This window comes from Robertmurraya massiliosenegalensis JC6 (genome assembly GCF_000311725.1).
Taxonomy (GTDB): Bacteria; Bacillota; Bacilli; order Bacillales; family Cytobacillaceae; genus Robertmurraya; species Robertmurraya massiliosenegalensis.
The window spans coordinates 263,498-279,331 of sequence record NZ_HE978511.1 but is presented as its reverse complement, the minus strand read 5'-3'; the positions used below and the strand labels follow the sequence as shown (position 1 = coordinate 279,331).

At 37.5% G+C, this 15,834-nt stretch carries 13 protein-coding genes; 11 read left to right on the top strand and 2 right to left on the bottom strand.

The genetic code is table 11. From position 1 onward, the window contains the following. Window positions 1-316: 316 nt before the first annotated feature. From BMSHG_RS01510 to BMSHG_RS01485, 6 genes are all read left to right on the top strand, one after another. A complete protein-coding gene (locus BMSHG_RS01510; protein WP_019152661.1) occupies window positions 317-1,564 on the top strand; it encodes a M20/M25/M40 family metallo-hydrolase in 1,248 nt (415 codons plus the stop codon). 56 nt (window positions 1,565-1,620) lie between these two features. Further along, on the top strand, window positions 1,621-3,192 hold the full coding sequence (locus BMSHG_RS01505; RefSeq protein ID WP_026073288.1) for an ABC transporter substrate-binding protein: 1,572 nt from the start codon (window positions 1,621-1,623) through the stop codon (window positions 3,190-3,192). Between the two features lie 133 nt (window positions 3,193-3,325). Continuing rightward, window positions 3,326-4,285 carry an ABC transporter permease gene (locus tag BMSHG_RS01500; RefSeq protein WP_019152659.1) on the top strand — a complete coding sequence of 320 codons (960 nt, stop codon included), beginning with the start codon at window positions 3,326-3,328 and terminating at the stop codon, window positions 4,283-4,285. Window positions 4,286-4,300: 15 nt separating this feature from the next. Next, a complete protein-coding gene (locus tag BMSHG_RS01495; protein WP_019152658.1) occupies window positions 4,301-5,227 on the top strand; it encodes an ABC transporter permease in 927 nt (308 codons plus the stop codon). Between the two features lie 34 nt (window positions 5,228-5,261). Next, window positions 5,262-6,272, top strand: a complete 1,011-nt coding sequence (locus BMSHG_RS01490) for an ABC transporter ATP-binding protein (RefSeq protein ID WP_019152657.1) — start codon at window positions 5,262-5,264, stop codon at window positions 6,270-6,272. Continuing rightward, window positions 6,259-7,260, top strand: coding sequence for an ABC transporter ATP-binding protein (locus BMSHG_RS01485; protein ID WP_019152656.1), 1,002 nt, complete (start codon window positions 6,259-6,261; stop codon window positions 7,258-7,260). The genes BMSHG_RS01490 and BMSHG_RS01485 overlap by 14 nt, the downstream gene beginning before the upstream one ends. Before the next feature lie 85 nt (window positions 7,261-7,345). On the opposite strand, the gene BMSHG_RS01480 is transcribed toward BMSHG_RS01485, so the two are convergent. After that, on the bottom strand, window positions 7,346-8,206 hold the full coding sequence (locus BMSHG_RS01480; RefSeq protein WP_019152655.1) for a LysR family transcriptional regulator: 861 nt from the start codon (window positions 8,204-8,206) through the stop codon (window positions 7,346-7,348). A gap of 192 nt (window positions 8,207-8,398) precedes the next feature. Here BMSHG_RS01480 and BMSHG_RS01475 point away from each other — a divergent pair, with 192 nt between their 5' ends. The 4 genes from BMSHG_RS01475 to BMSHG_RS01460 all read left to right on the top strand — a co-directional run bounded on the left by BMSHG_RS01475 (window position 8,399) and on the right by BMSHG_RS01460 (window position 13,943). Then, window positions 8,399-9,712, top strand: coding sequence for a CapA family protein (locus tag BMSHG_RS01475; RefSeq protein ID WP_019152654.1), 1,314 nt, complete (start codon window positions 8,399-8,401; stop codon window positions 9,710-9,712). A gap of 41 nt (window positions 9,713-9,753) precedes the next feature. Continuing rightward, window positions 9,754-11,022: a M20/M25/M40 family metallo-hydrolase gene (locus tag BMSHG_RS01470; RefSeq protein WP_019152653.1), complete on the top strand. Its 1,269-nt coding sequence runs from the start codon at window positions 9,754-9,756 to the stop codon at window positions 11,020-11,022. A gap of 142 nt (window positions 11,023-11,164) precedes the next feature. Beyond that, window positions 11,165-12,388 carry an MFS transporter gene (locus tag BMSHG_RS01465; protein ID WP_019152652.1) on the top strand — a complete coding sequence of 408 codons (1,224 nt, stop codon included), beginning with the start codon at window positions 11,165-11,167 and terminating at the stop codon, window positions 12,386-12,388. A 211-nt stretch (window positions 12,389-12,599) separates the two neighbouring features. Next, entirely contained in the window at window positions 12,600-13,943 is a 1,344-nt protein-coding gene (locus BMSHG_RS01460; RefSeq protein WP_019152651.1) for a serine hydrolase domain-containing protein, read from the top strand. A gap of 99 nt (window positions 13,944-14,042) precedes the next feature. Here BMSHG_RS01460 and BMSHG_RS01455 read toward each other — a convergent pair whose 3' ends face one another. Next, window positions 14,043-14,738 (bottom strand): response regulator transcription factor, encoded by a 696-nt coding sequence (locus BMSHG_RS01455; RefSeq protein WP_019152650.1) that lies wholly within the window; start codon window positions 14,736-14,738, stop codon window positions 14,043-14,045. A gap of 264 nt (window positions 14,739-15,002) precedes the next feature. On the opposite strand from BMSHG_RS01455, the gene BMSHG_RS25595 reads away from it, so the two are divergent. Further along, on the top strand, window positions 15,003-15,834 hold an 832-nt coding region (locus BMSHG_RS25595), incomplete at its 3' end, for a flavin-containing monooxygenase (protein ID WP_148346816.1).

Below are 15,834 nucleotides of genomic sequence, written 5' to 3'. Positions count from 1 at the left end.
ATTCATTATACATGTGACTTTTTTCATGGAAGATTGCCCGCAAATAGTCCCGTAGAAAAAAGAATAATAATTTATTTTCTACCCAATTCATTTACATCTAACAAAAAATAAATATCGGTACCGTTTTCATTAAGATTTATAGAAAAAACCATGTCATATTTTTTAACAATGTATTGGATATCTTGTTCGATTTTTATTATATTAAGAACAATATTTAATTTGCTGAATATTAAATAATTTCAGTATTATTAGTTTTTACGCCGTTGGATTCCTGGTGGATTGTGTATAAAAATTCATAAAATTTGGAGGTTATGCAATGAAAACAAGTACGTATTCGGATCAAGTAAAAGAAGTTTACCAAAGGATTTCATCCCATGAGTTAGTAAAAGAAGGACTTAAATTTTTAAAAGAGGATCATGAGAACACGATCGAAGAACAAATTGTCATCGCAGAAATTCCAGCCCCACCTTTTAAAGAAGAAAAACGTGCTACATTTATTCTTTCGAAATTAGAGGATTTAGCTCTTGAAAATGTTGAAATGGATGAAGAAGGAAATGTTTTTGGTTTACTTCGTGGAGTGGGAAATGGTCCGAAAATATTTGTTTCAGCCCATCTTGATACAGTTTTCCCCGAAGGAACGGATACCACTGTAAAAAGAGAAAATGGGATTCTTTATGCCCCAGGAATTGTTGATGATACTAGCGGTTTAGCAGAAATGTTATCAATCATACGAGCATTTAAAGAAACGAAGATTGAACCGATTGGAGATATTGTATTTGGGGGAACAGTTGGAGAAGAAGGGTTAGGGAATTTACGAGGTGTTCGTGCGTTCTTTAACAATCACCAGGATATTGATGGATTTATTTCTATTGACGGCCCAGAAATCTCGAGGATTTGTTATAAAGGTACAGGAAGTTATCGTTACAAGGTTACATATAAGGGACCTGGTGGACATAGTTTTGGGGCATTTGGATTACCAAGTGCCATCCATGCTCTAGGTAGGGCAATTGCTGAGATTGCAGACATTCAAACAAAAGCAGATCCAAAGACGACATTTACGGTTGGAGAAATAAGTGGTGGAACTTCTGTTAATGCGATTGCGGCAGAAGCGCATATGTATGTTGATTTACGTTCAAATGATCCGCAGGAGCTAGTGAAGCTAGAACAGCAGTTTTTAACGATCGTTGAGAAAGCTTGCAATGATGAAAATGCACGCTGGAATACAGACAAAATAAAATGGAAGACAGAAAAAATCGGAGATCGTCCAGCTGCGACGCAACCTGATGATACACCTATTGTTCAGATTGCAAGTGCAGCAACAGAAGCAATGGGCATAAAGCCAACATTAGCTGGACCTAGTAGTACAGATTCAAACGTGCCTATGAGTTTAGGTGTACCGTCAGTGACGTTAGGCAAAGGAGGGAAAAGTGGTGGAGCACACACATTAGATGAATGGTTTGATCCGACGGATTCTTATCTTGGACCACAGAGAACATTCCTAACCATTGTTGGTCTTGTAGGAGGAGCAAATATATGTGAGCCACTCCTTCCAAAGAATAAATAGAGCGTTTCTACTAAAGGAAAAACGGTTTCAAGACTTTAAAGGGGGTGGAGATGAGTATGAATAAAAAATTAATTTACCTATTCATGCTAATGTTGTCATTAATTGTTGCGGGTTGTAATGGAGGAGCGAATGAAGCTTCAAATGAAAATGGTGAAAATATCGAAAAAACGACGGGTGGTGAATTAAGAGCTGCCTTAGGGCAACAACCGGAAACACTAGACCCGCAAATCAGTACAGGAGCCACAGTAAAATATGTTACTAGACATATTTTTGAATCTCTCCTAACCTTGGATTCTAATTTTCAACCAGTTCCTGAATTAGCAGAATCATATGAGAAAAGTGAGGATGGATTAACTTATACATTTAAGCTACGGGAAAATGTTACCTTCCATAATGGTAAACCTATGATGGCAGAAGATGTTGTTGCCTCTATGAATCGCTGGAAGGAGCAATCTGCTGTAGCGCAACAAATTCTTGGTGAGGGAGCTATTTTTGAGGAGGTAGATGAATACACGGTTGAGTTAAAGCTGGAAGCTCCTAGATTAACAGCGGTAGACGCAATTGCTTCACCAAAACAATTTGCTGGAATTATGCCGAAGGAAGTAATTGAATCTGCTCCTGCTGAGGGAATCGAAGAATATATTGGAACTGGTCCATTTAAATTTGAAGAGTGGGAACAAGATCAATACATTCATTTATCCAAATATGAAGAATATGAACCAGTTGCTTTACCAGCTGATGGCTTGTCGGGAAAAAAAGAAGCATTAGTAGATGACCTCTATTTTGAAATTGTAACAGATCCATCTACCCAATTGTCAGGCTTACAAACAGGCCAGTATGATGTTGCTTATTCACTACCAAACGATAATTATGAGCAATTAAAAAATGATAAAAATATAAAAACATATACAGATCTATATGGGAATGGTCTTCATCACTTCAATAAGAAAGAAGGAATATTTACCAATCCAAAAATGAGAGAAGCTGTCAACGCTGCCGTAAATAATGATGAAATTATGCTTGGCGGCTGGGCACATGAGGATTTATATGAGGTGGATGCAGGATTTATGGCAAATAGCCAAGTTTGGTACAGTGAAGCTGGGGCAGACCAATTTAATCAAGCAGACCCAGAAAAGGCAAAGCGATTATTAGAAGAAGCGGGCTACAACGGAGAAGAAGTAGTGATCATGACGAATAGTGAAAGTGAATTGTACAATATGTCAGTCGTTTTCCATGAGCAGTTAAAGAAGATTGGAATGAACGTAAAATTAGAGGTTTTAGATCGAGCTACTTATTCGGAAAGAAGGACAGATCCAGCAAATTGGGACCTTTTATCGGTTGGTTTATCTACGGTAACGACTCCATCTCAGCATTTATCTTTAAGCGCAACGTGGCCAGGGTGGACGGATGATGCAAAAGTTGCCGAAATGCTTGATGCAATTGAGGCATCTCCAACTCTAGATGATGCCTTAGTTGTATGGGATGAATTGCAAGCATATTTATGGACGGATTATTTGCCAGGTATTAAGCATGGAGACTATTTCTATTATCTCGCATCTTCTGCCAAAGTGGATGGTTTGAGCATTTTTGAAGGACCAATCTTGTGGAATACGTCAGTTTCAGAATAAACTCCTTCTATTAAAATGGGTATTTAATCAACATTATTTCAAAATAGAGCAAGCAATAATCTGAATCTCTCCAAAATCTTCGTTTTTTGTACGAGGGTTTTGGATCAAGATTCATGAGAAGGGAGTTTTCTAGATGAAGGATTATTTGATGTATATAATCAAGCGGATCCTTTCGCTTATTCCTGTGTTATTTGTTGTTTCAATCATTGTTTTTCTAATAATTCATCTAACTCCTGGTGATCCAGCGACCACGATGTTGGGTGATGAAGCATCGACAGAGAAAATACAAGAATTACGTGAGCAATTAGGATTAAACTTGCCTTTATATCAGCAATATGTAAATTGGCTTCTTGGTGTATTCCAAGGTGATCTCGGAACTTCCTATTTTATGAGAGATCCTGTTACAGTTGCGATTATCACTCATCTCGGACCGACTGTTTCACTTACGATCATCGCTCAAATCATTGCATTATTCATTGCTATTCCAGTTGGAATATTTGCAGCTAAACGTCGCGGGACAGCATCTGATCAAACTGTTATGGGTTTTTCCTTATTAGCGATGTCGGTGCCGAATTTTTTACTAAGTTTGCTCTTAATGCTCCTTATTGGTGTAGTTCTTCAATGGCTTCCAGTAGCTGGATATGCCCCTTTACAATCAGGATTATGGAGCCATTTGCAGTATTTAATCATGCCAGGCATTGCGCTTGGTGCGATTCAAGCAGCGTTAATCGCTAGAATTACTCGCTCATCTATGTTGGAAGTTCTCAATAATAGTTATATCAAAAGTGCGAGAGCGAAAGGAGTTAAAGAAAAACAGATTATTTATAAACATGCATTTAAAAATGCATTCCTACCGATATTAACCGTCATTGGGCAAACATTTGGTGGATTGATTGCCGGAGCTGTAGTTGCTGAAACGATTTTTAATATTCCAGGAATCGGGCAATTGACGATAAATTCAATTGAACGGCGTGACTATCCAATGATTCAAGGAGTCATTTTTTTCGTGGCAATGGCTTATGTCGTTATTAATCTAGTAGTTGATTTACTTTATGGGATGATTGATCCAAGAGTTCGACTAGATCGGAAATAGAGAGGGGAGTTAAACGTGGAAGCTGTTGAGGGGAAGATTGAAAAACAAATAGAGGTAACCGATGTAAAGCGTCAATTGATAAAAAATCAGAGAACTTTATTGTTACGCAAACTTTTGAGTAGCAAACAGTTTGTGATCGGGAGTGTTGTGCTAGTTCTTTTCATTTTATTTGCTCTATTTGGTCCAATGATCTCTTCCTATGATCCATATGAAATGGTCGTGACAGACAGGCTTCAATCCCCAAGCGTGGAACATTGGTTAGGAACCGATAATTTTGGAAGAGATTTGTTTGCACGCGTGACATATGGGGCTAAGGTTTCTTTAGGAGTAGGGTTCTCTGTAGCGATATTATCATCCATCATGGGAATGATTATCGGTCTTTATGCGAGTTATTATCGTTCATTAGATCATATCCTGATGCGAATTTGTGATGGGATTATGTCTTTCCCCGCTATTATGCTTGCGATTGCTTTAATGGCTGCTTTAGGTCCAAATACAGTGAACATTATTATCGCTTTAAGTATTGTTTTTACACCGTCGATAGCACGAATCATACGTTCTTCTGCCCTTGTGATTCGTGAACAAACGTATATCGAAGCAATGAAATCTCAAGGGGCTCGAGATTGGCGAATCATTTGGCTACATATCGCACCAAATACAATCTCACCATTATTTGTTCAAGCTTCTTTTATCTTTGCTGATGCCATTATTACGGAGGCAGGACTTAGTTTTCTTGGAGCAGGTGTTCCAGCACCAGATCCAAGCTGGGGAAATATATTATCTGACGGAAAAGAAGTGATTTATACCGCTTGGTGGATGATTGTGTTCCCAGGTATTGCCCTCATTTTTTCAGTATTGAGTATTAATTTACTTGGTGATGGATTGAGAGACTTTATTGATCCTCACGGGATTACAAAACGAATAAAAAGAAAGAAACAATGAAGGGTTCCAGTTGATAAAAGGGGTGTGAGAATCATTGAATGAACCATTGTTGAACGTTAAGGAATTGAAAACTCATTTCCAAACAGAACGGGGCTGGGTGACAGCCGTTGAGGGGGTTTCATTTCATATTGACGAAGGAGAGATACTCGGCGTTGTGGGAGAATCTGGCTGTGGTAAAAGTGTTACCTCGCAGTCCATTTTACGACTTTTTGATGAAAAATATACAGCGCAATACGATGGCCAAATTGTATTTAATGGGAAAGATCTTCTGCAAATTCCATTAAATGATATGCAACATATTCGCGGAAATGACATTTCCATGATCTTTCAAGATCCATCTAGCTCACTGAATCCAGTTTACACGATTGGTGGGCAAGTGGCTGAATCAATTATGCTACATAAAAATGTTTCAAAAGCAGAAGCAATTGAAAAGGCCGTAGCCTTATTAGCGATGACAGGAATTCCTTCTCCTGAAAAAAGAGCTAATGAATATCCTCATCAATTGTCAGGTGGGATGTTACAGCGAGTAATGATCGCAACTGCATTAGCTTGTGAACCCAAACTTCTCATCGCTGACGAACCAACAACTGCTTTAGATGTGACGATACAAGCACAAATATTAGATTTGATTCGTGACTTAAATGAGAAATTAAATATGGGTGTGATGTTAATTACCCATGATTTAGGTGTAGTTGCTCAAATGTGTACACGAGTGGTCGTTATGTACCTCGGTCAAATCGTGGAGGAGGCGGAAGTAAATGCTTTATTTTCGAATCCTTTACACCCGTATACTAAAGGATTGCTTCAATCGATGCCACACCTAGAAGGAACACGTTCAGAAAAACTTCACGTGATTGAAGGTTCAGTTCCTTCATTAAATAATGTACCGCAAGGATGTCGATTTGCTCCACGTTGTCCTTATGCTGACAAAACATGTTTGGAAAAAGTACCAGCACTTGAAGATGTTGGTGGTGGTCAAATGGTCAGATGTTGGCATGCCCAAAAAATTAAAGAGGAAGAGGAGGGAGCGTATGTTGCTAGATGATCGTCAATCTACTGGTTCTTTATTAGAGGTTCAAGGGTTAAAGAAGTATTATTTTATGAATGGGTCTTTTGGCAAACTAGGGGGAGTAAAGGGCACTGTTAAAGCTGTCAATGAAGTCTCCCTCTCACTCTATCAAAATGAGACATATGGATTAGTAGGGGAATCCGGTTGTGGAAAAAGTACATTAGGACGAACCATTTTAAAATTGATTGAGCCTACAGAAGGGAAGGTGATCTATAATGGCGAGGATATTTTACAGTTAAATCGTCATGAGCTACGCCCCTATCGAAAAGAATTACAAATGGTTTTCCAAGATCCGTATACTTCCTTAAATCCAAGGAAGAGAATTGGGCAAATTTTGGAGGAACCATTGGCAATCCATACTATTGGTGAGAGAAAAGAACGAACAGATATGGTTATGGATATATTGCGCAAGGTGGGACTTCAAGTAGACCATTATTATCGCTATCCACACGAGCTCTCAGGTGGACAACGACAGCGTATCGGAATAGCAAGAGCTTTAGTGGTGAATCCGAAGGTTATAATATTAGATGAACCAGTCTCTGCACTTGATGTATCCATTCAATCGCAAATCATCAATTTACTAGAAGAGATTCAGGCAGAATTTAATTTATCTTACCTTTTTATTGCTCATGATATGAGCGTCGTCCGCCATATTTCTGATCGAATAGGGGTTATGTACTTAGGAAATCTAGTAGAGGAAGGCCCGAATGACCTCTTATTTGAAGAACCTCTACATCCTTATACAAAGGCATTATTATCAGCTGTTCCTGTAGCAAACCCGAAATTAAAAAGGGAGCGGATTATACTAAATGGAGAAATTCCATCCCCTTTTAATCCGCCATCTGGGTGTACTTTCCATACAAGATGCCCTTTTGCGATGGATAAATGTAAGACTGAAATACCAGTAAAGGTAGAAGTTTCAAGCAAACATTTTGTTTCGTGTCATTTGTATGAGTCATCATGAAGAAGATTTCAATCAGAAACAAGAAAAAAGCTTTGCTATGCTAGAACAAACATAGCAAAGCTTTTTTTATGAAGTTAGAACGTAATTAAATAATTTTTGAGTGAGTAACATAATCGACAAATTCCTTCACTACGGATAAATTTAGTGATTTTTCACGATAATTCATCCAAGTATTCCGAGTTAATGTTTCATTTTCATACTCTAGATTATAGGTTGTAAATGGACTCTCTGGTGGCAAACATATTTCAGGTATAATGGCATAGCCTAAACCAAGCTTTACCATTTCCTTGCAAGTCTCAATTTTATCAACTTTCATGTAATGATGAGGCGAATCTGTAAAGGTTTGATACCACCATGTTTCAATCATTTGCTTGAATAATGGATCCATTTTATAATTAATTCTTGGAAGATTTGGGAGATCTTCTATAAGTAACTTCTCATGAGAAATGATCGAAATTCCTTCTTGATACAATTTATGACTTAATTCATCCCAATTGTACTCTCCTCTAACAATGCCAATTTGAACATCGTCGTGTTTAAGCATATGGAAGACTTCAGAGCTATATCCTGTCTTGATATTTACTTGCACATGAGGGTAATTTGATAAGAACCCTTTTAGCAACATCGGTAATTTATATTGAGCAAAGGTGCTGCTCACACCTATTCGTAAAGTACCTTTGATTGCCCCGCCTAAATCTTGGATATGATCTTTTGTCTGTCTAAGCTCTTCAATCATTTTTTGAGCATATTTAACCAAATATTCGCCTTCATCCGTAAACTTTACCCCTTTTTTATTTCGGATCAATATTTTTACACCGAACTCATATTCTAGCTGTTGGAGACGATAAGTAATCGCAGGCTGTGAACTGTAGAGCCTCTCAGCGGTCTTCGTAATGTTACCTTCTTCATAAAGTGCGTCTAGTATAATCCAATCCTTGGAATCCACAAGCTCTACTCCTTTATAATAGAAAATTATTTTATATTTATACGTTTCATAGTATAAAAAAAACTTATTATAAGATAAAAACATTTGAATTTTATAAATATTAAAAATAATTATATTATTAAGTTAGTAGAAAAGTCCAGTTATTTGAGAAGCACAATTATGGAATTGAATCATTTTAAAGGAGTGTGGGCCATGAACAATTCGCTGACATTTGTGGCAACAGGGGATAGCTTTATCACAAGGAGAGTGCCACCAGGTAACAAAGGCTTTACTGAAATTGCTTCACTTATTCATAACGCAGAGGTTCGGTTTACCAATTTTGAAGTGACGGCACATAATTATGAAGGATATCCTGGAGCAGTAAGTGGGGGCACTTGGGCAAGGACTTCACCAGATGTGCTAGAGGATATAAAAAATTATGGATTTAATCTAATTGCTTGGGCTAATAATCATACGCTTGATTATACATACGGTGGACTTGAAGCAACTGAGAGGTACTTAAATCAATATGGGTTTATTCATGCAGGTGTAGGAAGTAATTTAGCTTTTGCTAGTGAACCGAAATATTTGGAAACTAGTTCAGGTAGAGTTGCGTTAATTGCTGCTACATCTTCCTTTCATGAAACCCATATTGCCGGAGAGCAACGTCCAGATATGATGGGAAGGCCAGGAATTAACCCACTTCGCTACCAAAGTATTCATAAAATTTCAGCTGATAAATTAGCTCAATTAAAGGAAATTGCTGCTACAGTTGATATTAATGCCGGAGAAAATTTGAAAATTAAAGAGGGCTTTCAACTTCCTAGAGCAGATGATTTATATTCCTTTGGAAAATACCTTTTTCAGGTAGATGAGAATGAGGGTCAAGTAACGATACCAAATGAAAGAGATATGAAACGGATACGTTACGCCATTTCTGAAGCAAAAAGACAGGCAGATTATGTTTTAGTTAGTATTCACGCTCACGAAATGAAAGGGGAAAGAAAAGACCTTCCAGCTGAGTTTTTAGAAACTTTCTCAAGAGCGTGTATTGATGAGGGTGCACACGCAGTTGTCGGTCATGGCCCCCACATTGTGAGGGGAATTGAAATCTATAAATCTAAGCCCATTTTTTATAGCTTAGGGAACTTTATTTTCCAAAACGATACTGTAGCCCATTTACCTGCCGATTTTTATGAAAAATACAACTTGGAGCATACAAACAATGTTGCAGATGCATTGGATAAAAGAAGTAGAAACAACACGGCTGGGTTCAGTACATTAGAGAATATCTGGTTGTCTTTCATACCTACTTGGAAAATGAAAGATGGTGTGCTAGAAGAGATCCTTCTATATCCGATTGAATTAGGTTTTAAGGAACCAAGGTCAAGAAGAGGGTTACCTGCTTTCGATAATCGTACAGTCGTATTGGAGAAACTGCAGGAACTTTCTGAACCATATGGTACAAAAATTGAAATTGAAGAAGGTATAGGTAAAATATATGTTAAGGATCTTGTAAAAAGCTAGAGGTGGAGAAAGCACAAAAAAATAAATGGAGGAATGAAGAAATGGGGATTGAAACGAAAGAGAAAGAAGTGTTTATTTCAAGTACAGTAGAAGCTGTTTATAAAGAGTTATTGAAAAATGACAAAGTAAAAGAGGGGTTAGCATTTTTAGAAGCAGACAATGAATTTACGGCAAAAGAACAAACAGAGATCACAGAAATTCCTGCCCCAACCTTTCAAGAAGAAGAAAGAGGGAAGGATTTCAAAAAACGATTAGAAGCACTTGGAATTCAGAATATATCAGTTGATGAGGTAGGGAATGTTTTCGGTGTCCGTCCTGGAACAGGGAAGGGACCGAAATTAGTAGTCTGTGGTCATTTAGATACCGTCTTTCCAGAAGGTACGGATGTGAAGGCAAGGATAAAGGATGGCATCATTTATGCCCCGGGGATTGGTGATGATGGAAGAGGATTGGCATCTGTGCTTACTTTAATTAGAAGCTTAAATCACGCAAATATCCAAACCGAAGGAGATATCATCATTGGAGCGAATGTAGGAGAGGAAGGTTTAGGAGATTTACGAGGGATGAAAGCACTTTTCAAAAATCGTCATGATATCGATGGGTTTATTTCTATTGAACCTGGAAGTCCAGAAAGAACAACCTATTTAGGAGTAGGCAGTAAGCGATATAGTATTACATTCAAAGGTCCAGGAGGTCATAGCTATGGTGCCTTTGGAACTCCGAGCCCCATTCATGCTCTAACACGTGCAGGTGCTAAAATCGCAGATCTTCAAGTGCCGAATGAGCCGAAAACAACTTTTAATATCGGGTTGATAAGTGGAGGTACGTCTGTCAACACGATTTCAGAAACGGCAAATATGGTAATCGATTTACGCTCTTCTTCACAAGAACAACTTCTGAGCCTCGAAAGCACAGTGTTGGCGATTTTAAATGGGGCCGTTGAAGAAGAAAATAAGCGATGGAATGCGGATGTCATTAAGGTAGAGATAAAATTGGTTGGCGACCGTCCCGCTGGTTCACAAAGTATAGAATCAATGGCGGTCCAAGCATCACTTGCAGCAACAAAAGGACTAGGGTTTGAACCAATTCTTGCACCAGCAGGTAGTACGGATTCTAATGTCCCTATTAATCTGGGAATCCCAGCGGTTACACTCGGTGGGGGAGGAGAAACAGGGGGAACGCATACTCTAGATGAATGGTTTAATCCGAAAGATGCGTATTATGGAGTCCAGAAAATCCTTTTAACCATTCTAGGTCTTGTCGGTGTGGCTGAGTGTACGGAACCTTTATTAGAGATAAGGGGAAAGTAAAAATCTCTTTAAAACAAATTTTATAAAATGATAGATGTCGAGTAATCTATTTGATCTTAGCAGTGCTTTCGATCAATAGATTACTTGTTGTGTTTATATCGGCGTACTTCAAATGCAATGCAATAAATTGGAGATGAAAAAAATGGGGTGGAAAAGGAACCTTATAATATTATGTATTGGTCAATTTTTAGCAGTGGCAGCGATGAGTTCAATCTCTCCGTTTTTATCATTATATATTCAGGAATTAGGGGTAACAGATGAGAAGCAAGCTGGTCTCTGGACAGGACTAATATTTGGGAGCAATTTTTTAACGGCTTTTATTTTTTCACCCATATGGGGGAAAATAGCTGACAAACATGGGAGAAAAATGATGGTCATTCGTTCGGGGATTGGGATGGCGATTACGATCACTTTAATGGGATTTGTATCAAATCACATTCAACTATTAATCTTAAGAATGATTAATGGTTGCATTTCTGGTTTTATCCCAGCTTCAATTGCCTTAATGAGCACGCTTGCACCTAAGAAGAAGGTTGGTTATGCTTTAGGTATTCTAAATGCAGCTGCCGTCTCAGGATCGATTGGTGGTCCTTTAATCGGAGGAGTAATGGCTGATCACTTAGGATATGGTGCGATATTTTCGTATACTGGTATTTTACTATTTATCGCAGCTATACTTGTTATTTTCTTCGTTCATGAAGATTTTGTTAAAAATGAAAATGAGGAAAAATCGAGCATCTTTGAGGATTTCAAGAAAATCACAGCAAACAAGCCAATTCCTTCCTTATTTATATCTGTTACGCTTGTTCAATTAGCTACATTGGGAACGATTCCACTTATTTCCGTATTCGTGCAAGAAATATCACCAGCTGCATCTAATATTGCCTTTCTTTCAGGGTTGGCAGCCTCGGTTATGGGTTTTTCCAATATGCTTGCATCACCGCGACTCGGAAAGCTTGGTGATAAGATTGGATCGGAAAATGTATTGCTATATTCTGTCATTGCAGCAGCTTTGTTTATGATCCCACAAGCATTTGTGGTGAATCTTTGGCAACTCATTATCTTTCGTTTTTTATTTGGTTTGTGTATTGGTGGGATGCTTCCATCTATCAATACGTTGCTACGTCATTTTGCTCCAGTAGGGATGGAAAGTCGTACATATAGCTATTCAACATCAGCAATGTACCTCGGAAATATCATTGGACCGAATATTGCCGGGCTATTTACTGCGGGATTTGGAATACGTAGTATTTTTATATGGTCTGGCGTGTTATTACTTGTAAATGCAGCATGGATTAAAAAAATTATTATGCCCAATATTTCTTATTCAAGTGAGTCGATTTCACAAAGTTCGAAGGTGAATTAATAAACGAATACTCAAGCATTATTCATTCGAAAATCGCCCCCCAATGTGATTAGGTAAATCGTTTTGAGTTCATTTCTGCGTTTTTTAACTTGAGGTATTTAATGATGAAATGGAATCAAGTAAATATATTCTAGAAGTTCATCATGTTGCAAAATAGATAGGGTTTTTTCTCTTCCTAATTTACTTAAGATACTGAAATGGAGGAAATAGAGTGAAACTACAGGATTGGAATCGTTTTGAAAAGTATGTTGAAGAATTAATGTTGGAAGAAAACATTGCTGGAGTTGCTATAGCGGTAGCGAAAGACGGAAAAGTGATATATGAAAATGGATTCGGATATCGAAATATTGAAGCGAGAGAACCTGTGACAAAAGATACGATTTTTGGAATTGCATCTATATCCAAATCATTTACCGCTCTTGCGATTATGAAGCTAGAGTCAGAGGGGAAGTTATCAGCGGATGACGAGGTGATAAAATATTTGCCGGATTTTAAACTGAGTAATCTAGAGGATAGTAGCAAAGTGAAAATTCATCATCTGTTAACACATTCTGTTGGACTGCCACCAATGAAGAGGTGTGAAAATTTCAACGATTTTGTAAAGCATTTAGCATATTTAGAAAAAGAACCCTATTATGTTTTAGGTGAGCCTGGAGAATATTTTAGTTATTGTAATGATACATTTCTACTACTTGGAGCTATTATTGAAAAAGTAACAGGTCGCTTATTTCGACAATATGTAACTGAGCATATATTATTTCCATTAGAAATGCATCGCTCTACATTTAGCTTAGAAGAAGTTTATAAATTTTCGAATGTGACAACTCCGTATATTTATCAAAAGAAAACGAACCAATTAATGGAAGTGCCTTGGCCACAACTTGGGAACTATGAAGTTGGTGGTGGAATCCGTTCAACAGTTATCGATTTAATCAAGTATGGTCAATTCTACTTAAATCAAGCACCAGAGTTAACAAAACTTGCCATTAAAAAAGATAAGATTCAAAAAATGTTTGAACCAAAGTATCAAATTGATCGAGTTTCTTATTATGGCTTTGCGCTTAAAATTACCCCAGATTATTTTGGAGTGACACTCATTGAACATGGTGGTAGTCAACCAGGTGTGTCCTCTAATTTCGGTTTTGTTCCAGAAAAGAATTTGGTGGTGGCGGTATTAACGAATGTAACAGGCGTTTCTGTGCGAAATATTTGGCAAGCTGCCATTAATCAAGTATTACATATTCCGTTTGAACAACAACCAAATAGAGAGCCGGTCTACGAAGCATCAATGGAAGAACTTGAACAATTTGTCGGCACGTACGCAGGCGCAGAAAGCAATAGTCAAATAAAAATCTATTTCGAAAACGATTCATTAAAAGGGAATGTCTTTGGGGAAATTTACGATCTGCGAGCTAGTGATGAGCAGACGTTAGTAGTCGTTAAAAATGACAAACCAATCAAATTTTATTTTGATTCCAATGGAAAGATATGGGCAGCTTTCTTCGGAGTAAGGATGTATCCCCGGGTGTTTGAAAAAACATTTGTAGGATTATAGAAGCAAAATAAATGAAAGAAGCCATCTGCATGTTGCTTTTATCATCAAATGATATGGCTTCTTTTCTAACTATTTTCACTATTGCGGAAGTTATAAAGACTAAGAGAGAATCCCATTTCGAAATAAGATGGAAACGGCATGAACCCGGTTTTGTGCCCCCAGTTTTTTTATAGCGCTTCTTACGTATTGATTGATCGTTAACTCGCTTAAATTCATGCTATTAGCCATTTCCTTTGTACTTTCTCCCCATGAAACTCTCTTCATCACTTCCAATTCTCTTTTACTTAATAATCTGGATTCCAAGGCATCGTGGGATCTTTCTAAAATTTTCCCGACTTTCTGACCATATAAGGTAAAGGAAGCTAGTACCTTTTGATCAATAATGGTATCTTTATTGAATTCATTTGTGCAAATATATCCGATTGCTACTGAATTCACGCAGATCGGGATAACAGCAAGAGAATTTACGTTGGAAGAAGTAATGTATTTACTATTTACTTGTCTTAAGTAATCAATACCAGAACAATATTTCGCTTTCCGTTCGTATAGAGCGCTGTAAATGATTGGTAATGAACGAATATCATCACGAATATCTCTAATATGAATTAATTCATCAGCGTTTATAGAGATAATACCTTCACCAAGAAAACCTAAATGGGAGTATCGAAATAAAAAAGAATTTTTCACTGGAAATAGCTTCATATAGGTTTCAAGTATTTTATAGAGTTTATCTTCGTAAGTGGGAGCGCATTCTAATTCACGGAGTTCGTTTGAAATTGTATATTCATATGCCATAATTTCACCTACTTTTTAGGGATAGATCATACAAAAAATTAGGAATATTCAATTAATTAAAAAGATAGTAAGCTTTAGTTAGATGTTCGACCAATTTGTTGTAGATGAATATAGGAAAGGAGGAAAGAATGTAAACGTTTACAATTAAGTGGTTTGAAAATATGTAGTATTAAAATTTTACCACACTCATTCTTCGGGAACATGTGCTTATTTACCTAAATCCAGATGGGTTGCAAAAAGAGATTTTTATAGGAGGTAGATGAAATGACATTATCTCACCATTCAAACCCAGCTAAAGAAGTGGATGCAGTCATAGTCGGTGCTGGATTTTCAGGATTGTACATGCTTTATCGTTTAAGAAATGCTGGTTTCACAAGTTATGTATTTGAAGCCGGAAACGATGTTGGTGGAACATGGTATTGGAATCGTTACCCGGGTGCTCGCTGTGATGTTGAAAGTATTTACTATAATTATACTTTTTCAGAGGAGATCTTAAAGGAATGGACGTGGTCCGCTAAATATGCAGAACAACCAGAAATATTAAGCTATATCAATTATGTGACAGACAAATTAGATTTACGGCGTGATATTCAATTCAATACACGGGTTGATGCAGCCCACTTTGATGAAAGTAAGAATAAATGGAATATTCAATTGCATAATGGTAAAACCGTCCAAGCCAAATTTTTCATTACCGCTGTAGGCTGCTTATCCGTTTCCAATATCCCTAATTTTAAAGGATTAGAAAATTTTAAAGGTGAGTGGTATCATACTGGGCATTGGCCTCATGAAAAAGTCGAATTTAAAGGGAAGCGTGTAGGGATCGTTGGCACGGGATCAAGCGGAATTCAAGCGATCCCAGTCATCGCTAAAGAAGCAGAACACCTCACTGTATTTCAAAGAACACCTCAGTATAGTACTCCAGCAAGAAATGAACCACTAGACCTACATTATATCAATCAAATTAGAGAAAATTACGATGAAATCAAGGAGCAAATGCGTCAATCCGCTACAGGTGTTCCTGTTACACCACGAGATCGGTCTGTATTTGATGATACACCAGAAGAACGCCGACAGCAATTTGAAGCAGGATGGA

Coding starts and splice junctions, on each gene's coding strand:
- BMSHG_RS01510 (WP_019152661.1), top strand. CDS start 317: ATGAAAACAAGTACGTATTCGGATCAAGTAAAAGAAGTTTACCAAAGG.
- BMSHG_RS01505 (WP_026073288.1), top strand. CDS start 1,621: ATGAATAAAAAATTAATTTACCTATTCATGCTAATGTTGTCATTAATT.
- BMSHG_RS01500 (WP_019152659.1), top strand. CDS start 3,326: ATGAAGGATTATTTGATGTATATAATCAAGCGGATCCTTTCGCTTATT.
- BMSHG_RS01485 (WP_019152656.1), top strand. CDS start 6,259: ATGTTGCTAGATGATCGTCAATCTACTGGTTCTTTATTAGAGGTTCAA.
- BMSHG_RS01475 (WP_019152654.1), top strand. CDS start 8,399: ATGAACAATTCGCTGACATTTGTGGCAACAGGGGATAGCTTTATCACA.
- BMSHG_RS01470 (WP_019152653.1), top strand. CDS start 9,754: ATGGGGATTGAAACGAAAGAGAAAGAAGTGTTTATTTCAAGTACAGTA.
- BMSHG_RS01465 (WP_019152652.1), top strand. CDS start 11,165: ATGGGGTGGAAAAGGAACCTTATAATATTATGTATTGGTCAATTTTTA.
- BMSHG_RS01455 (WP_019152650.1), bottom strand. CDS start 14,738: ATGGCATATGAATATACAATTTCAAACGAACTCCGTGAATTAGAATGC.